Origin of the sequence: Marinobacter manganoxydans MnI7-9 (assembly GCF_000235625.1) — a bacterium.
GTDB classification, from domain to species: Bacteria; Pseudomonadota; Gammaproteobacteria; order Pseudomonadales; family Oleiphilaceae; genus Marinobacter; species Marinobacter manganoxydans.
Window position 1 is genome coordinate 1 of the sequence record NZ_AGTR01000084.1, and the last position, 17746, is coordinate 17746.

The 17746-nt window shown below is 58.4% G+C and carries 17 protein-coding genes; 12 read left to right on the top strand and 5 right to left on the bottom strand.

All coding sequences use genetic code 11. The annotated features are described in order from the left end of the window. The first annotated feature begins 1154 nt into the window (after positions 1-1154). From KYE_RS16900 to KYE_RS16910, 3 genes are all read left to right on the top strand, one after another. A complete protein-coding gene (locus tag KYE_RS16900) occupies positions 1155-2180 on the top strand; it encodes a DUF2235 domain-containing protein (protein ID WP_008175850.1) in 1026 nt (341 codons plus the stop codon). A gap of 98 nt (positions 2181-2278) precedes the next feature. Further along, positions 2279-2611: an SMR family transporter gene (locus KYE_RS16905; RefSeq protein ID WP_008175853.1), complete on the top strand. Its 333-nt coding sequence runs from the start codon at positions 2279-2281 to the stop codon at positions 2609-2611. A 26-nt stretch (positions 2612-2637) separates the two neighbouring features. Beyond that, complete coding sequence (locus KYE_RS16910) at positions 2638-3363, top strand: SGNH/GDSL hydrolase family protein (protein ID WP_008175854.1); 726 nt, start codon at positions 2638-2640, stop codon at positions 3361-3363. A 15-nt stretch (positions 3364-3378) separates the two neighbouring features. On the opposite strand, the gene KYE_RS16915 is transcribed toward KYE_RS16910, so the two are convergent. Then, positions 3379-5037, bottom strand: a complete 1659-nt coding sequence (locus tag KYE_RS16915; protein ID WP_008175856.1) for an acetolactate synthase large subunit — start codon at positions 5035-5037, stop codon at positions 3379-3381. A gap of 58 nt (positions 5038-5095) precedes the next feature. Next, positions 5096-6709, bottom strand: a complete 1614-nt coding sequence (locus tag KYE_RS16920) for an FAD-dependent oxidoreductase (protein WP_008175858.1) — start codon at positions 6707-6709, stop codon at positions 5096-5098. Positions 6710-6797: 88 nt separating this feature from the next. On the opposite strand from KYE_RS16920, the gene KYE_RS16925 reads away from it, so the two are divergent. The 9 genes from KYE_RS16925 (at position 6798) to KYE_RS16965 (ending at position 14341) form a co-directional block, all read left to right on the top strand. Beyond that, positions 6798-7811 (top strand): AraC family transcriptional regulator, encoded by a 1014-nt coding sequence (locus tag KYE_RS16925; RefSeq protein WP_008175861.1) that lies wholly within the window; start codon positions 6798-6800, stop codon positions 7809-7811. Positions 7812-7939: 128 nt separating this feature from the next. Beyond that, a complete protein-coding gene (gene phnC / locus KYE_RS16930) occupies positions 7940-8779 on the top strand; it encodes a phosphonate ABC transporter ATP-binding protein (protein ID WP_008175863.1) in 840 nt (279 codons plus the stop codon). After that, positions 8776-9639, top strand: a complete 864-nt coding sequence (phnD, locus tag KYE_RS16935; RefSeq protein ID WP_008175864.1) for a phosphate/phosphite/phosphonate ABC transporter substrate-binding protein — start codon at positions 8776-8778, stop codon at positions 9637-9639. The genes phnC and phnD overlap by 4 nt, the downstream gene beginning before the upstream one ends. Before the next feature lie 8 nt (positions 9640-9647). Beyond that, positions 9648-10478 carry a phosphonate ABC transporter, permease protein PhnE gene (gene phnE / locus KYE_RS16940; RefSeq protein ID WP_008175865.1) on the top strand — a complete coding sequence of 277 codons (831 nt, stop codon included), beginning with the start codon at positions 9648-9650 and terminating at the stop codon, positions 10476-10478. A gap of 9 nt (positions 10479-10487) precedes the next feature. Next, positions 10488-11498: a phosphonate dehydrogenase gene (locus KYE_RS16945; protein WP_008175866.1), complete on the top strand. Its 1011-nt coding sequence runs from the start codon at positions 10488-10490 to the stop codon at positions 11496-11498. Next, complete coding sequence (locus KYE_RS16950) at positions 11492-12352, top strand: LysR family transcriptional regulator (protein ID WP_008175867.1); 861 nt, start codon at positions 11492-11494, stop codon at positions 12350-12352. Before KYE_RS16945 ends, KYE_RS16950 begins: the two co-directional genes overlap by 7 nt. A 105-nt stretch (positions 12353-12457) precedes the next feature. Beyond that, positions 12458-13066 (top strand): sigma-70 family RNA polymerase sigma factor, encoded by a 609-nt coding sequence (locus KYE_RS16955; RefSeq protein ID WP_008175868.1) that lies wholly within the window; start codon positions 12458-12460, stop codon positions 13064-13066. Then, a complete protein-coding gene (locus KYE_RS16960) occupies positions 13063-13791 on the top strand; it encodes an anti-sigma factor domain-containing protein (protein WP_008175870.1) in 729 nt (242 codons plus the stop codon). Before KYE_RS16955 ends, KYE_RS16960 begins: the two co-directional genes overlap by 4 nt. A gap of 121 nt (positions 13792-13912) precedes the next feature. Then, positions 13913-14341: a hypothetical protein gene (locus tag KYE_RS16965; RefSeq protein WP_008175872.1), complete on the top strand. Its 429-nt coding sequence runs from the start codon at positions 13913-13915 to the stop codon at positions 14339-14341. Positions 14342-14391: 50 nt separating this feature from the next. Here KYE_RS16965 and KYE_RS16970 read toward each other — a convergent pair whose 3' ends face one another. The 3 genes from KYE_RS16970 to KYE_RS16980 all read right to left on the bottom strand — a co-directional run bounded on the left by KYE_RS16970 (position 14392) and on the right by KYE_RS16980 (position 17479). Beyond that, positions 14392-15717, bottom strand: coding sequence for a sensor domain-containing diguanylate cyclase (locus KYE_RS16970; protein WP_008175873.1), 1326 nt, complete (start codon positions 15715-15717; stop codon positions 14392-14394). Beyond that, positions 15714-15950: a hypothetical protein gene (locus KYE_RS16975; RefSeq protein ID WP_008175874.1), complete on the bottom strand. Its 237-nt coding sequence runs from the start codon at positions 15948-15950 to the stop codon at positions 15714-15716. The genes KYE_RS16970 and KYE_RS16975 overlap by 4 nt, the downstream gene beginning before the upstream one ends. 89 nt (positions 15951-16039) lie before the next feature. Further along, entirely contained in the window at positions 16040-17479 is a 1440-nt protein-coding gene (locus tag KYE_RS16980) for a fibronectin type III domain-containing protein (RefSeq protein ID WP_227497868.1), read from the bottom strand. Between the last annotated feature and the right edge of the window lie 267 nt (positions 17480-17746).

Genomic DNA, 17746 nt, shown 5'->3' on the forward strand with positions numbered 1-17746 from the left:
TGACACATAGGGCCCGGAACGTACTACAACTACTGGTTAGAAGCCGGTTCACCCGTTGGTTTCCAGCCCTGCTTCTCGGCTTGCATGCGAACGCCAAAGAAGCCCCGCATCGGCTCGTGATCCGGCACCGATACTAACCACCAAACTACCCGTCCCGAGCAAATTTTGCGGTGAACAGCCCCACAACCTGGGCACCCTGCCGATAACCCGAAAGATGCCAACGCTGGTTTCCAAATTGGGCGACAGAGTTGCTGGCCTTGGCAACGATGCGAAACCAAAAGCTACCACCGAATTTGCCGCCAAGGCCCATGCACCCAGCTACTATAAAAATGACCGATGCCTTGGCTTATAACGCCTAAATTTGCGGGGAGCGTAGCGAATCCGCAACATTTTCTGGTTAGGTGCTAGTTTTACCCCGGTTTTTGAAAAGAATTCCAATGCTTTGGCCTACTTTTCTTTTGAGCAATTCCGGTGAATTTACACCTACCACTGAATTTTAATTATGCCACCATCGAACAGCATGATGGCCTTTAATCGCTTCACCATTCTATTAACGAAACCACTCATCAAAATGAGCCGGTTCAGCAAAACAAAAAAACAATCGGTAGTAGTTTTAGCTTTGATGAACCGTTTTACTCAATTCATGCACCATTCATAGCACCCGTTACACGCTAGCACAACCTATTGGTTTTTATGATTTTTTAAGGCACCTAACAGTTAATTATACGAACGCGTTCGTATATCACCCGTTCGTAAAACTCCATTCAAACACGCTCAAGAAAAAACGAACTTCTTCAGTAAAAACAATCCCTTGAGCACCAGTTACCACGGCTACCGCGGGAGTTATACGCCCTCTTTTGAGCCACTCCTGCTCCTTCGGTGGGCGTATAACTCCACCCAGTCTTTTCCATCTTTCCAACCCTATCAGATAGTTGCCGACATTTCTCATTTGGCATCTGGAGTTTTGCGAACGCATGCGTATAACTCCAGCACCCGGCGCCTCGACACTACCCTCTCACTTGCATACCTGAGATACTCACCTATATCCACCAAACAGGATGTACCGGTCGTCTCCATACGCCGGGCGGTGGGCAAGGCTGCTCCCCTTTCGACAGGCGGGGCACAGGGAAACAACACGACAGGAGGTCACTCCCATGAAACGCATTGCTGTCTGCTTCGATGGCACCTGGAATCGCCCGGAAGAAATCCTGGGTGAGGACTTTCCCACCAACGTTCTGCAATTTGCCCGCGCCATCCGGCCTACCGACGGTAACGGGGTGGAGCAGGTGGTGTTCTACGACTGGGGCATTGGCTCCTACCACGATTCACTCCGCGCCGGCGCCACCGGTTACGGGCTGGAGAAGAACGTGATGGACGGCTACCGGTTTCTGGTGCACAACTACGAGCCCGGTGACGAGATTTTCCTGTTCGGGTTCAGCCGCGGTGCCTACACGGCCCGAAGTCTTTGCGGAATGATCAACAACTGCAGCATTCTGCGAAAAGAACACGGCAGCCGGATCGAGGAGGCCTTCAAGCTCTACAAAACCAAGAAGCACAAGGCCAACGGCGACCACTCCATGGCCTGGAAGGCGAAATATTCGCTGGAGCGGCGCACGCCCATCCGGTTTGTCGGGGTGTGGGATACCGTGGGTGCCCTGGGCCTGCCCTTTACTTTTTTCGGCCTGATCAAGGATCGGGACCTGTTCTACGATTGTAAGATCGGCAGCAACATTCGCGTTGCCCGTCACGCGCTTTCGCTGGACGAGCAGCGGGAGGATTTCGAACCCACGCTCTGGGAGCCGCGAGACGGCACCGATCTGGCCCAGGTCTGGTTTGCCGGGGTGCACTCGGACGTAGGCGGCGGTTACGAGCCAGACAAACAGGGCCGCACCCTGGCGGATATCCCCCTTCTGTGGCTGAAAGAGGAAGCGCAAAAACACGCCCTGGTGTTCAATGATTCCCTGCCCGCCGTAACCCACGCCAACGCCGATCAGCACAATGAGTACAAGGGCAAGTACAAGTTGCTGGGCAAGCTGGTGCGCGAGATACCCCCGCCCGAGACCAACCGCACCTGGGTGCATCCCACCGTGAAAGAGCGCTATGCCGGCGGCTACCGTAGCGAGCCCATCGAGCAGTACAACAAGCTCCACGGCCAATGGCCACCGCTCTGGCCGGGATAAGCCCGCGCGTTATCGGCCTGGTTTTTGATAGACTCCGCAGCCACAGAGTACCGTTCGGTCGTGCCGGACGGCTGTTCACCAATAGGGGGCTGTAAGTTGTGAAGAGCTGGATTTTTCTGGGCGTTGCCATCGTAGCGGAAGTGATAGCCACCACCGGCCTGAAAGCCAGTGAAGGGTTCACCAAACTCTGGCCCAGCCTGCTGGTGATCGCTGGCTATACAATTGCCTTTTACTTCCTCTCGCTGACTTTGAAGGAAATTCCCGTAGGCGTGGCCTATGCCATCTGGGCGGGGATGGGCGTTGTGCTGGTGGCACTGATCGGCTGGCTGATTTACGGGCAGGCTCTGGATGCCGCCACTGTGATTGGTATGGCGCTGATCATCACCGGTGTTGCAGTGATCAATCTGTTTTCCAAGTCAGTCGCTCACTAACCTGTCGGTAAAACCGGAGCTTCTCGATGCACCTCCCTTTCTGGCTGACGACTACCCTGCTCTTTCCGGTACTGCTCTACCAGGGCAAACAGGCGCGCCGCACAACGCCCAGGCTGCCGGAGGCCGGTGGCTCTCCGTGCGGCCAATATGGCGAAGGTACTCCCGCCAGGCGAGTCCTGGTGATTGGCGAATCCACGGCGGCCGGTGTGGGTGTTGAAACCCACGATCAGGGCCTGGCCAGCCAGTTGGCAAGGGAAATCCACGAGCGCACGGGCCAGACCATTGCCTGGCATACCTTTGGGGTCAACGGCATCCGGCTCGGGGCGTTGATTCACACGCTGGAAACCGCCGAGTTGCCAGAGGCGGATGTGGTGCTGTTGAGCATGGGGGTGAACGACACCACGGGCTTCACGCCCCGCTTTCGTTTCCGCCGGCAGTTGCAGGCATTGCGTGAATTGCTGGCGCCACGATATTCAGGGCCTATTCTGCTTTTGAGCGTGCCGCCGATGCATCTTTTTACGGCGCTGCCCTCGCCGCTTCGGCATGTGATGGGGTGGCGGGCCAGGCAGCTGGATAACCTCTATATCCGGCTGGCGCGCCAGTTTCCTGAAGACTTCCGTTACGTGAACTACCCGGTGGTTACCGATCCTGAGCTTCTTGCCAGGGATGGCTATCACCCCGGCCAGAAGGGCTACCGCTATATTGCCGAGGCACTGGCAGACAGGGTCAGCCCCACCAATCGGTCAGGCTAACCCTTCCTTCCCCCCTCAGGGCGCCAGCTTGCGCTTCAGCGCCTTGGAAACCGACAGCGGCAGGCTCGGCAGTGAGCGCAGCATCCAAGGCAGTATCCGGCGCTTTACCCCGCTCAGGGATTCCGGGATCACGGCTTCAATAAGGTGTGGGCCCGGCATTCTCTGGGCGTATTCCAGGGCTTTTGCCATTTCCTCAGCGGTGTGCACCCGCACGCCGTGAACGCCCATGCCGTTGGCCATTTCCGCAAAGTTGATCACCGGGCCCCGCAGGTCCAGCTGGGACTTGGCCTTCTCTCCGGCCTCTTCGGCACCGACCCGCTCCAGCTCGATGTTGAGCACGGAGTAGGAGGCGTTGTTGAAGATGATGGAGGTGACGTTCAGCTGTTCCCGGGCCATGGTCCACAGGGCCTGAATGGTGTACATGGCGGTGCCATCGCCGATCAGGGCGATAACCGGCCGGTCCGGACAGGCTACGGCAGCACCCACTGCATTGGGCAAGCCCTGGCCGATGGCGCCGCCGGTGAGGGTAATCATGTCGTGGCGGGGTGCACCGGCGGTCATGACCGAAAGCATCAGGCTGGAGGTGATGCCCTCGTCCACGATGATGGCGTTCTCGGGCATCAACTCGCCTACCGCTTTGCAGACTTTCTCGGCAGTCAGCTTGCCCCGTGGCCGGCCCGGTCGCTTCTCGGGCTGGAGCTTCGGCTGCGCCTGGCTGGCACCAACGGCGGCGTTGAGTTTGTTAAGGCTGGCCAGAATATCCTGGTCCGGGGCGGCCAGGGTGTGTACCTGGCAGGTATCCGGCACCAGGTAGCTCTTCTTGCCGGGATAGGCGAAGAAGGAAACCGGCGCCTTCGAATCCACCAGGATCAGCTGTTCGATGTCGGTCAGCTGCACCGTGGCGAGTTCCGCCAGGTAGGCGATCCGTTCGATGTAAGGCAGGCCGGCACCCCGCTCCATGCGGGTGGGGAAGGTTTCCGCCAGCAGGGTAACGCCGCTGTGGGCGGCCAGTTTGGCGGCCGCCAACATGCTGGGCTCTCGCAGGGAATGGCCGCCCATCAACAGGGCGGTTTTCTTGCCGGAGCGGATAGCCTTGGCAATGGCTTCCACGGTGGCATCGTCTGCCGGCTCCGGTGTCGGCGGTGCCATGGGCGCACTGGGCACACCGCCCTCGCCCCAGGACACATCGGCCGGCAGAATCAATGTAGCTACCTGCCCGGGTGCCGTACGGGCCGCCGCGATGGCTTCGGCGGCATCCTGGCAGAGGGTTTCCGTGCTCTTGGCGGTGCGCACAAACCCCGGGGACACGTTGCGGGCTACGGTCTCGATATCCGACTGCAACTGGGCATCGTACTTCACGTGGTAGGTGGCGTGGTCGCCCACAATGTTCAGCACCGGCACTTTGCCCTTGCGGGCGTTGTGCAGGTTGGCCAGGCCGTTGCCCAGCCCGCAGCCCAGGTGCAACAGCGTGGCGGCAGGTTTGTCGGCCATGCGGGCATAGCCGTCGGCGGCGCCGGTGGCGACCCCTTCGAACAGGGCAAGCACCGCCCGCATCTTGGGCTCGTCATCCAGGGCGGCCACAAAATGCATCTCGCTGGTGCCGGGGTTGCTGAAGCAGACCTCAACGCCGGCATTCACCAGGGTTTTCATCAGGGCTTGAGCGCCGTTTGTCATTGTTGTTCTCCAAGCTTTCCGGGTTCGGGGTTTTGGTTATGTGTTTTGCCCACAGGATTCAGCCTCCGGCCACGATGGCCCGCACCGCCGCCCGGGCTGTCATGATGCAGCCGGGCAGGAAGGTGCCTTCCAGGGAACGTTTTCCGTTCGCACCGCCGCCGCCAAAGCCTGCCGCCTCGCCGACACAATACAGGCCTTGAACCGGCTGCCCGTGGGCACCCAGGACGCGGCTTTGCAGGTCGGTTTGCAGGCCACCCAGGCTCTTGCGGGTAATCAGCTGCATTCGGATGGCGATAAAGGGGCCGGCGCCGGATTTCTGCAACGGGGCCGGCTTGCAGGTGCGCAGGCGATCCGGCTTCCATTCCCGGGCATGCTGGATCATCCGGATCTGGGGGTCGTCGTGGAGGCTGGTGCCTGCCGCGAAGTTGGCATCAAAGGCATCCGCGGTAGCCTTGAGTGTTGCCGGGTTGATGTCGTTGGAGCAGGTCAGCGCGTTCATCTTGCCGGCCAGATCCGTCAGGCTGTCGGCCACCAGGAAGGCCCGGCTTTCATGCTGCATCTGCCGAATCAGGGCGTGGTTGCCCAGCAACAGCTCTTTCACAAACTGGGGGAACTGTTTATCCCGGATGCGGGCATTATGCTCGGCGCCCGAGATGGCAAATTCCTTGGCGGCGATGCGCCAGTTAAGCAGGTGCCAGGTCCAGGGCTTTTCCTGCTCGGCCACGCGCTGGCACAGCCAGTGGGTATCGAAGCCGGTCACCAGGGGTTCCGGGCCAATCCGTTCACCCCGGTGGTTCAGCCACAGGGCCGATTTACAGGGAATGGTGGACAGGCCGTGGCCCGGAAAATGGGGGTACGGATGCGGGAAGCCGGCCGCGTAGTTCCACATTTCGCCGGCGTGGGTAATCCGGCCTCCGAGGGTGTCGGCCACCCAGTGATGCATGCGGCCATCGGCATAGGGGTGGGCACCATTCAGCATGCGGGTGGGTTGCGGGCGATCAACCGGCCAGTTCGCGCGGCATTCCTTGTGGCTGCCGTTGATGCCGCCAGTGGCCAGCACCACGGCCGACGCCGCGAAGCGAACTTCCTCTCCCGTGGCCTCGTTGATAGCCAGGGCGCCGCTGACTTTTCCCGCTTCGTGGTCCAGTTCGGTAATGCGATGCTGGTGCAGCAGCGTGAGCTTTCCGCTGGTGTTCTCCCGGTGCAGCGCGGTCATCAGGCAGCGGACCAGTTCCCGGGCGGTGCCCCACACCACATGGTACCGGGGCAAACGATTACCATCGCCGAAACGGCCGCGCTCAACCCAGTTCACGGCGGGCAGGAACTTGATGCCTTCGTTGCTGAGCCAGTCGTAGACCTCGGAGCGTGAATGCTCCACGTAGTAACGGGCCCATTGCAGGGGCAATTCATCGTCGGGGGCCAGCTCGCCAAAGCTGAGCCAGTCTTCCAGGGCAATCTCCGGTGTGTCGGCAATTTTCATGCGCTTCTGCAGCGGCGTACCCACCAGCATCATGCCACCAAAGGCCCAAAGCGCCAGGCCACCCATCCGTTCTTCGGTGTCCCGGTCTGCCAGGGTTACGGACTTGCCGGCGCGCAATCCTTCCAGAGCGGCGACAATACCGGCCAGCCCGCCGCCGACCACCAGAATGTCTGAGGAAATCACCTTGGCCATATCGCATCCGACCCGATCGCAATGAGTTGTCAGCTTTAAAGATATACCGGTACCATGGCTTTAAAATTGACTTCAGAGGCCAACAAAATTGACGTTAGAGGCCACGGTTTCCATTGGATGGGTTAACACCGTCATCGGTGCTGCCGAGAGACTGTCTTTAAACGCCAACCAACTGCTGGCAGAAGCCGGCATTCCGGAAGCCGCCTGCGAACTGGAGCGCTGGCCGATCGACGATATTACCCGACTCTGGCACGCCGCCGAACGCTGCACCGGCGACCCGGGCTTTGGTTTGAAGGTGGGAGCGGAGTTCTCCCCGATGAGCATCAGTGGCGTGGGTTTTGCGCTGCAATCTGCCGCAACCCTGCGGGAGGCCATTGTGATGGTGCAGCGTTTCCAGCGGCTGATCTCCGATGGCGGGCGGTTCCAGATTGTTGCCGGCAACACAGCCACCTGGCTGGTTTACCATCCCAGGCAGGGCCGGCTGGCCTTCAGCCCGCACCAGATCGAAGCGGTGCTGGCGTCGGTGGTGGGGTTCGGAAGCTGGGTTACCGGCACCCGGATGCAACCATCCCGGGTGCAGTTCAGCCAGCCCCGGTTGGGGCCGTTGGCCGGTTACCAGACCGTATTCAATTGCCCGGTGGAGTTCGAGCAGGCGTTCAGCGGTGTTCAGATCGACAACGCCGTTCTGGACCAGTCCCTGCCCCAGGCGGACCCCCAGCTTGCCCAGGTGCACGAGCGCTACACCAATGCCCGCCTTGCCGCCCTCTCCATCAACAGTGCCTCAGTGCCAGAAATACGAAGATGGCTCACTGCCCGGATAGGCCCGGTTCTGCCCCGCCGGGCAGACGCAGCCGAAGCCCTGGGCATCAGCGAACGCAGCCTGGCCCGGCGGCTCCGGGAACAGGGCCAGACCTTTGACGGGCTGGTCGACGACGTGCGCCGTGAAAAAGCCCTGCAGGCGGTCGTTGATTTCAGCGCTTCCCTACCTGAAATCGCCGAAGCGCTCGGGTTTGCCGAGGTAAGCACGTTTTACAGGGCATTCCGGCGTTGGACGGGCATGCCACCGGTGCGGTGGCGCAAGCAGGAAAACCTGACTTCGTAATTCTTCTTCGGCCGGCGCAAATGGTCACTAAGGTGTCACGTCACTGACACTGCATTGTCACCTCTCAGGATTAGCGTTGCATTGTAAGTCGCAATCAAGCGAGCTTATTCATTGCAAAAGGTGATCCAATGACGCCTGCTTCATACCCCGACATGATGCTTCGCATTGAGGACATGGGGGTGACTTACCCCGGCAATGTCCTTGCTCTACGGCCAACCACCGTTGATTTCAACAAGGGCGAATTTACGGTCCTGCTCGGCCTTTCCGGTGCGGGCAAATCCACGCTTCTGAGGTCACTCAACCACCTGGTGCAGCCAACGGCTGGCAAGGTCGTTTCGGCGGAATTTGGTGACCTTGATAACCGCAGAACCGTTCGGCTGCACCGAAGCCGCACTGCCATGGTGTTCCAGCACCATCAGTTAATTGAGCGCCACACTGCACTCCAGAACGTACTGACGGGCAGGCTTGCCTATCACAGCACCTGGCGCAGCCTGTTACCAATGCCCAGGCGCGATCTTGAACTTGCCCTTCACTGCCTTGAACGCGTTGGACTTGCCGACAAAGCCCTGGCCAGGATTGACCAGCTGTCTGGAGGCCAGCAACAACGAGTTGGCATCGCGCGCGCACTTGCACAACAGCCCTCAATGATCCTCGCGGATGAACCCGTTGCCAGTCTGGATCCGGCGACGTCGGAAAAGGTACTGGGGTTACTGCGCGATATCTGCCAGGAAGACGGTATTACCGCTGTTATTTCACTGCATCAGCTGGAATACGCCCAACGCTTTGCAGACCGAATCATCGGCCTGGCGAATGCCAGGATTGTGTTCGATGCACCACCTGCAGACTTGAAGCAACACCACCTGAATGAGATCTACCACGGAAACTACGAAACCAAACCCCGAACCGTCCCGGTTCCCGCCACCAAACCCGTTAACCCCCAACCGAAGAAACTGGAGATAGCCCGATGAAAGCGTTAATGAACCTCTTGATAGCACTCTGCCTGGTGACAGGATTGAATTCGCAGGCACTCGCAGCGGATCCAGACCCTGATCTTCTGAAAGTTGCTCTCCTGCCCGATGAAAACGCCTCTGAACTGATCAAACGCAATCAACCACTAAAAGACTATCTGGAAAGCACGCTTGGCAAGGAAGTTGAGCTGATCGTGACTACCGATTATTCATCAATGATTGAAGCCATGCGCTTCGGACGTATCGACCTGGCCTACTTCGGCCCTCTGTCCTACGTGATGGCCAAGAGCAAGAGCGACATCGAACCCTTTGCAGCCATGATTGTGGACGGCAAGCCAACGTACCGCTCCATCATCATTGCCAACGCAGACGCCGGGGTTGAATCCTATGCTGACATCAAGGGCAAGAAGATGGCCTACGGTGATCGGGCCTCTACATCGAGCCACCTGATTCCCAAAACTGTCCTGATGGAATCTGCGGGCCTGGAAGCCGGCCGTGACTATGAGGCACATTTCGTAGGGTCCCACGACTCTGTGGCAGTGAATGTGGCAAATGGCAACGCAGAAGCCGGCGGCCTGTCCGAGGTAATTTTCCAGCATGTGATGGATCGTGGCCTGATTGACCGCAATAACGTGAAGGTTCTCGGATATAGCGGCGAATTCCCCCAGTATCCCTGGGCCATGCGCTCAAATCTCGCCCCGGAGCTGAAAGAAAAGGTTCGAAATGCCTTCATCAGCATCGACGACAAGGAAATCCTGAGCAACCTCAAGGCTGAAGGCTTTGCTGCTATCTCCGATTCGGATTACGACGTAATCCGGCGCATGGGCAGCCTCCTGAACCTCGACTTTGCCAAGATGTGAGGAAATCCATGAGTTATACCCCGACGGAACCGGCGACTCTGTCGCCGGCTCCGTCAGCTCCGGTGCTGGATGAGCATGCCCGGGGCTGGCGGAAAAAACTCCTGCAGACAGGTCTGGTCCTTGCGGTGATTCTCATTGCCAGCTGGTACGTGGGCCTGCTCGATTTCAAAACCCTGGCCAATGGCATGCCAGCGATTGGCGTCCTGTTGGGTGAATCTCTGCCGCCCGACTTTACCAATGTCATGAACTGGGTTTCGCCACTTGTCGACACCCTCGCCATGAGCATTGCCGGCACTGCAATTGCGGTTGCCGCTTCGGTACCACTGGCTTTCCTTGCTGCACGGAATACGTCGCCACACCCGGCTGTTTTCCACATAACACGCACCATTCTGAATGGCCTGCGGTCAGTTCCCGAACTGATCATGGGGATTATCTTCGTCGCTGCCGTCGGCTTTGGCGCGCTACCGGGCGTTCTTGCCCTCGGCCTTCACTCTATTGGGATGGTCGGCAAATTCTTTGCAGAAGCCATTGAACATGTGGACGAAGCCCCGGTGGAAGCAGCCGATGCCGCCGGAGCGACTCGCCTACAGGTTCTCTGGCACGCAGTTCTGCCCCAGGTTCTGCCGCAGTTCGCAGATGTATCCATCTACCGCTGGGAGTACAACTTCCGCGCCTCGACCGTTATGGGCATGGTGGGAGCAGGGGGTATCGGTTTCGAACTCATGGGCTCACTGCGCATCATGCAGTACCAGGAAGTCAGTGCCATCCTGATTGTTATCCTCCTGATGGTCACGATTGTCGACAGCCTGAGCGGCTTCCTCCGTAAGAAATTCAAGTAAGGAAAACGAATGAAACCAAGAGTTGTGATAACTCACCGGGTACACGATGAAGTCCTGGCTGCCCTCGAACCACATTGTGAGCTTGTAACCAATCAGTCAAACCGCACGCTCCCGCCAGATTCGGTGAAGGCCAGGGTAGCCACAGCCGATGCCGTGATGGCCTTCATGCCGGACAGGATCGGCGATGAGTTTCTGGCGGATTGCCCGAACCTGAAGATCGTGGGCGCAGCCCTGAAAGGTTACGACAACTTCGATGTGGACGCCTGCACTCGCCATGGGGTGTGGCTTTCATTCGTGCCGGATCTTTTAACCGTACCCACCGCAGAACTGACCATCGGACTCACCGTTGGCCTTACCCGGCAGGTAAAGGCAGCGGACGAATTTGTTCGTTCCGGAGAGTTCAGAGGGTGGCAGCCGAAGTTCTATGGGCTGGGAATTGAGGGCGCTACCATTGGCATTGTTGGAATGGGTGCCATTGGCAAGGCCATAGCTGTCCGTCTGCAGGGATGGGGTGCGAACCTGCTCTACTCAGAGCCCGAGGGCTTGCCCTCTGATGAAGAGAGGAATTTGGGGCTGGCGCATACAGGACTGGAAGAGCTTCTCGCCCAATCCGATATCGTAATACTGGCGCTGGCACTGAACGAGCATACCTTTCACACCATAAACCCTATACGCCTGGCACTGATGAAGCGGGGTGCCTATCTGATCAACCCATGCAGGGGTTCTGTGGTCGATGAGAACGCCGTACTGGCGGCACTGGCCTCCGGACAGTTGGGTGGTTACGCCGCCGATGTATTCGAAATGGAGGACTGGGCACGAACGGATCGTCCGCATGAAATCAGTCCGGAGTTACTTGCCCATCCGAACACATTATTTACCGCTCACATCGGCTCGGCCGTACAAAGTGTAAGGCTGGCCATTGAGCAACGGGCGGCCGAGAACATTCTGCAGGCATTACGGGGTGAACGGCCGCGGGATGCGATCAATTCTCCGTCATTACGTGAGGACTCTCCATGCTGAATCCGGTCTGGCTCAAGAGCTTTATCGCGTTGGTCCAGCATCAGAGTTTTCAGGCCGCTGCAGAGAATCTTGGAATCGCCCAACCCACTCTCTCCCAGCATATCCAGAAACTGGAACAAGACCTGGATGTGTTGTTGATTCGAAGGGGAAGATCAGGCTGCGAGCCCACCAGGGCAGCTTTGGCACTGGTACCATTCGCAAACAGTATATTGCGCCTCGACAAACATGCCCGTGAAGCGGTTCGGGGGGCCGGCGTTCGGATAGGGGCGAGCTCAAACATTGGCATATATATGCTCCAGCCCTATCTTCGGGCCTTCAGGGACGATAAAGCCTCGCCCGACGTGGACCTCGTAATTGATAATAACCCCTCAATTGCCCGGCAACTAACGATCGGTGAACTCGACATAGCCATAATGGAGTGGTGGCAGCCTAAACCCGGATTTCTGGCGCAGGATTGGCGGCGAGAACAGATGGTACTGATTGTTCCACCCGATCACCCATGCGCAGATCTTCAAAGCATAGATCGGGACACCCTCGCAGAAATGACGCTGCTTGGCGGAGAGCCTGGCACAGGCACAGGCCGGCTACTGGCAAACTTCTTTGGTGACGAGGGACCGTTTCCGAAGGTGTCTATGCAACTAGGGAGCACAGAGGCTGTCAAACAGGCAGTCAAGGTTGGACTGGGTATATCGCTGGTGTTGGAAGCGACGGTAAGGGAGGAAGTCCAGGCGGGCTCGCTACGAGCCATCCCCGTTAGTAACCCTGGGTTGGAAAAGGAACTCATGGTGGTCTACCCGAATGCCTTGGCCAATCATCCGCCAGTCTCTGCATTCCTCAGCCAACTGTGCCACTGAGCAAACGAATAGCTCACACCGAGTGTTAGCCAGACTGCAATTTCATGTTGAGCAACAACGGACCAACCAGTAACCTGCTGATCAGACACCAAAGCCCGAGGCCCCATGAAGCCTGACTCCCATCAGCTCCCAGACAATGCCAGCGCAGGAACCGGCCCGCAGTCGCCATCCGATGGCCCTGAGCGTGTTGCCCGGCTGATTCACCGCGTCGCTCAAAAAGACCGCCAGGCTTTCGCCCTCCTCTACCAGGCAACTGCCCCGAAACTTCTGGGCACCGTGTTGCGTATCCTCAGAGACAGAGGGTGGGCAGACGATGTTATCCAGGACAGTTATCTCAAAATCTGGCAAAAAGCCGAGCAGTTTCAGGACGGCAAATCTTCGCCGATTACCTGGCTGGTGTCGATTGCCCGTAACGGTGCCATTGATGAGCTGCGCAAACACCCCGCCGGACGCACCACGAACAGCGACGAGCTGGATGAGATGCCAGGCCGGCAGACATCAGCTCAGGAACAGCTGGAAGACCAGCGGGCGGCAAATCAACTGAATCACTGCATCGACCAACTGGAAAAAGACCGACAGGACATGGTGCGCCTGGCCTACCTTAACGGATGGTCCCGGGAGGACCTGGCAAGCCAGTTTGAACAGCCGGTCAACACGGTAAAGACCTGGCTTCACCGCGCATTGAAACAGCTCAAAAGGTGCCTCGAATCATGACTGAACGCGACGACCTGGACATGCTGGTTGCAGAGTTCGTTCTGGGCACATTGCCAGCCTCGGAGCGGGCCTATCTTGAAAGCCGGCGCAATGAGGACCCGGAGGTAGATGCGCTGATTCTGCAATGGGAAGAGCGCCTGGGTAAGCTGGCCGAGGAAACCGAGCCCGTTCAGCCCTCACCGGCGTTGTTCGCAAAAATCGAGAAGGCTCTGGACCGAGTGGAATCGACGCCTCGCGAGGCTGCCGAAACGTCAAACGTGGTTGCGCTGCGCAGCCAGCTGAACCGCTGGCGCTGGAGCACGGCGATTGCCTCGGCGGCCGCCCTGGTTCTCGTGGCCATTCTGGCGTTCCAGCCGCAGCCCGAGCCTCAAGCCCAGTCGTTTGTTGCGGTTTTCCAGAACAACGATGAGCAGCCGGCCTTCCTGCTGACGGTGGACCTGAAGGAGCAACGGCTCAACATCCGGCCGGTAACTGCCGAGCCAAGACCCGGAAAATCCTATCAGTTGTGGATCAAGGCCGACGAGCTGGGTCCAAACCCCCGCTCCGTGGGCGTTCTGGGCAACGATTTCGCGCTGGATGAAGGGGCGTTGAGCAATTACGACCCTGCCCTGCTCAAGGAGGCCACGTTCGGCATCAGTGTCGAGCCCGAAGGCGGCTCACCCACCGGACAGCCCACGGGACCGGCGATTCACGGTTACCTCTACCCCACCGACGGAAACAATTAATAGGCAGGTGCCAAAAAAAATCTTCCGTTCCTGAAACTTTGCGCATCGGCTCCCGTAGCTGCAGTTAACCCGCCCAAAAACAACCCGACGGGCGGGAAACACTGACACTCAGGAGAACGCAATGATCAAGCACGCAAAAACTTCCACACTTCTGGCCGCCCTCGTTTCCGGCGCTTTCGCAACCGGTTCTGCATTGGCCGCTGAACACAAGGCCGGTGTCTGGACCAACGATCAGTCTGTTGCCAACGGCGTTGTATCCGCCAGAAAGGTGGTTGCCGAGCAGAATGGGTGGCTGGTGGTTCACCGCACCGACGAATCCATGAAGCCGGGCCCTGTTGTCGCCCACGCGCCGTTGCGCAAAGGTATGAACATGGACGTCGCCGCCATCCTGACCGAGGAAGTGCAATCTGGTGACATGCTGATGCTGATGGTTCACAGCGAAGACGGCGGGATGAAAACGGGTATTTTTGAATACACCCTGGGCGCCAAGGAAGACGGCCCGATCAAAAAGGACGGCAAGCTGGTGATGTCGACTATTACCGCGAAATAATCGCTCACGGTCTGGCTGGCTGCATGCACATCTCGCGCAGGCAGCCAGCGCTACTCTGACTGACGCTTGCTCGCGTACATGGCTGCGTCGGCCTTGCTGAACAGCAGCCGGGCGGTTTCACCATCCTCCGGATACACGGCCGAACCGATACTGCAGCAAACGCGAACCGTTTTGCCACCGATGGCAACCGGCAAGCTCAAAATTTCGCGAATCTTGGCTATGGCATTCTCAACTGACTCACGCCCATGAACATCGGTGAGCAGAACGGTAAACTCATCGCCGCCCATCCGTGCGACGGTATCTGTCCCACGGGTGCAGTCCCTGAGCCTCTGGGCCATCTCGATCAACAGTTCATCGCCGGCTTCATGACCCAGCGTATCGTTAATCTGCTTGAAGTCATTCACATCGAGGTACAGCAGCGCCAGCCGCCCCTCGTTCCGGCTGGCTGATCGCAACGCGGTTTCCAGGCGATCGTAGAACAGGGAACGATTGGTTAAACCGGTAAGCCCGTCGTGGTGCGCCAGGAATCGGAGGTTTTCTTCCGAACGCTTGCGCTCTACAACCGTCGCAACCTGGGTTGCCACGAACTCCAGCAGTGACTTGTCGGCCTCATCAAAGGACACGGCCGCTGTACCGCGCTCAATTACCAGGACGCCCATGGTGGACTCGTGAAAAACCAGAGGCACCCCCAGCCAGTTGGCTACCTCCGAGCCGGTTTGAGGGTGCATCCCCAAACCCGGATGCGCCGGATTCCGCACTGCCATAGACGATTTACGGGTGTGGATGACGTCTTCGAGAGCCGATCCCGGGGCCACCTGCCAGTCGATCCAACCGCTCTTCGTGCGCCAGTCGGGCAAGCTGAGCCGACCGGAGTGCGACTGATTGAAACCCAGGTAGAGATCGGACTCGGGGAAAAGCTCACCAATAATTGAATGAACACCATCGCACAAATCGCGGAGCGTCTCTGCCTCGTGAGCTGCTTCGGAGATCCGGTAGAGCGCGTTGCGGGTCTGGTCGCCCCGTCGCAAAGCGGTGACATCCCGAGCCACCGCAATCCGGAGACGGTCTTCCTCAGACCAGCGAGCCGACCACAGGATATGCACGGCATGACCATCCCTGTGCAGGTAGCGATTTTCGAAGTCCGTGTGGGTGTGCCCACTCATTACCCTGCGGGCAGCAGCCAGCGTGCGCTCCTGGTCTTCCGGGTGAATGTAGTTCAGCAGCGGTGTTCCGATCATTTCCGAAGGCGAGTAACCGAGCAACCGCTGGCACGCTTCGCTGACGAAAACGATCTGGCCAGACTCGTCCACCACAAAGATCGTGTCGAGTATGAGATTGACCAGCTTGGGATAGAGAGGACTGAAATCGATGGTCACATCCCGTCTCCCTTTACGCCCAGGCGGTCCAGATAGAGATGAAGATCCGCCTCGCTCATGTCCACATATTCCAGCACCCTGCCATACAGCATGGCGGTCGGGACATTGCGGCCCTTCAGCTCTTTCTGAGTTTCATGCAGGACGTAAAGAATGATTCTTTCAGTACGGGTAAGGCCGTCTCTGGCGTCAGGGATCACTTCAAGGAGAGTGCGGGAGTAGTCTGAACCGGCCATGATGTACCTGGTATGGAGCAATGGACCAGCACATAGTAACAGGCTGGCAGCGAAGCCCCCAGAGGGGGTCGCTGCCTTTTACCGCCAAATCAGATCTGTTTGTAGACCACTTCAGACAACCGGCTGCGATTACCATCGGTGTCCAGGGTACGGATAGCGAAGTACCAGGTGCCTTCTGTCAGCTCATCAACCAGCAGCTCGTCGACGGAGGCGTCACCAATGGCCAGGCTCTGGTCGAGGTTTTCAGCGCTGGTGCCGTAGACCACCTCGAAGCCTGCGATTTCGCCCATGGCCAGGCTGTCGCCATTTTCGCGGGTCAGCGGCGCGGTCCAGCTCAGCAGTGCTGTGTTTGCAGGAGCGGTTTCCTCAGGCGTCGTCTCGGTGACGGGCTCGCTGATTTCAGTGTCTGTTCCTGTGTCCGCTACGGTTTCGTCGGTGGTTGTATCGGGCTCAGTTGTACCGGCAACCTGCTCGTCGGTTGAACCTGTTGAGGTATCGGTCGAGGTATCGGTGTTGGTGTCGGTTGAGGTGTCAGTGGTGCTGCCGGAATCAGTTCCAGCGGTTTCATCGCCGCCAGTGGTTCCGTCGGTGGTGTCACCGGAATCGGCGACGTCGGTATCACTTTCTTCGTTAACATCGGCAATGGTTTTGAAGCGCTGTACATTGCGGTATTCGACCACCACCAGCTTCTGGCTAATGACGCTTGAATTCACCACGTTCTGCAATTCTGAGGACTGCAAGGCCGCCGCGCTGACAAGATCTGCCAGTGCCACGTTGGTACCATCGCCCATAACGCTGATCTGGCCGGTGGCACTGACCTGTGAAGTAACGTCATCCAGGACAGCTGAAATCGAATCCCACTGGGCGTTGTCATTGACCAGCGCCAGGAATGACGCATTGGCAATCGCCACCTGAATGGCATCCGCGGTTACGCCGGTCATTCCATCCAGATTGGTCAGGTCCGGAGGAGTCAGGCGCAAAGCACCGGCCGGAAGGGCGAACCAGTTTTCAACGGTGGTGTAAGCGCTGGAAATCGCTGTCGGTGAGAGACCTTCCGAACTGCGCTCAGCCAGTTTTACAGCCAGGTGGGTGAGCGGCGTAAGGTTTACCGTTTCGTTCCGCAAATCGCCAGCACCCAACAGACTGAAGTTGCTATCCAGCGGCATTACCTGCCCAAACGGCACTGGCTCGGCACCGGCCTGATCGCATTGGGGCAGAACGTCACAGACCATGCGAGTGCCGCCGTCCGCAGAAAGCTCAACCAGGGCCCAGCCTTCGGCCTTACCGCGAAGCTGCCAGGTATAGCTGCCATCGTCTGCGGTTAATACCGGTTTGGCTGCCTGACGCTGCGGGGCGTAGTAGCCGTCTTTGTCAGCTATCAGCCGATTTGCAACCACAAGGCCCTGTTGAATGATTCCTTTAACGGCTGCGCCGGCGATCTGGACTGTGGGCTCAGGCGTCGCGGGAGCAGCCTGCGCCGCCGTGGTGCTCTCTTCACTCGTAATGTCCAGACCGCAGCCCGAAAGCATAACAACCGCAGGTAAAATCAGCAGTCCTTGCTTCGTTAGTTTTTTGCCGCAATATGACATTGTTTCGCACCAATTATTTGACGAATTTGAGCGAATCTTACAGCGGCAGTTTTCGGTTATATGCGGCCCAGTTCCGGATTTTTCGGCCGGATTACGTCAGAAAATTGGCGTTTACGGAGGGATACACGTTGTGATGGAAGGTTACAGCATGGAGCCCGGACTCCTGAGCATAGGTCATTGTTTTAGGTCCGCTTTTCACAATTCGCT

Coding starts and splice junctions, on each gene's coding strand:
- KYE_RS16900 (WP_008175850.1), top strand. CDS start 1,155: ATGAAACGCATTGCTGTCTGCTTCGATGGCACCTGGAATCGCCCGGAA.
- KYE_RS16910 (WP_008175854.1), top strand. CDS start 2,638: ATGCACCTCCCTTTCTGGCTGACGACTACCCTGCTCTTTCCGGTACTG.
- KYE_RS16915 (WP_008175856.1), bottom strand. CDS start 5,037: ATGACAAACGGCGCTCAAGCCCTGATGAAAACCCTGGTGAATGCCGGC.
- KYE_RS16920 (WP_008175858.1), bottom strand. CDS start 6,709: ATGGCCAAGGTGATTTCCTCAGACATTCTGGTGGTCGGCGGCGGGCTG.
- phnC (WP_008175863.1), top strand. CDS start 7,940: ATGACGCCTGCTTCATACCCCGACATGATGCTTCGCATTGAGGACATG.
- phnD (WP_008175864.1), top strand. CDS start 8,776: ATGAAAGCGTTAATGAACCTCTTGATAGCACTCTGCCTGGTGACAGGA.
- phnE (WP_008175865.1), top strand. CDS start 9,648: ATGAGTTATACCCCGACGGAACCGGCGACTCTGTCGCCGGCTCCGTCA.
- KYE_RS16945 (WP_008175866.1), top strand. CDS start 10,488: ATGAAACCAAGAGTTGTGATAACTCACCGGGTACACGATGAAGTCCTG.
- KYE_RS16950 (WP_008175867.1), top strand. CDS start 11,492: ATGCTGAATCCGGTCTGGCTCAAGAGCTTTATCGCGTTGGTCCAGCAT.
- KYE_RS16955 (WP_008175868.1), top strand. CDS start 12,458: ATGAAGCCTGACTCCCATCAGCTCCCAGACAATGCCAGCGCAGGAACC.
- KYE_RS16960 (WP_008175870.1), top strand. CDS start 13,063: ATGACTGAACGCGACGACCTGGACATGCTGGTTGCAGAGTTCGTTCTG.
- KYE_RS16965 (WP_008175872.1), top strand. CDS start 13,913: ATGATCAAGCACGCAAAAACTTCCACACTTCTGGCCGCCCTCGTTTCC.
- KYE_RS16975 (WP_008175874.1), bottom strand. CDS start 15,950: ATGGCCGGTTCAGACTACTCCCGCACTCTCCTTGAAGTGATCCCTGAC.
- KYE_RS16980 (WP_227497868.1), bottom strand. CDS start 17,479: ATGCTTTCGGGCTGCGGTCTGGACATTACGAGTGAAGAGAGCACCACG.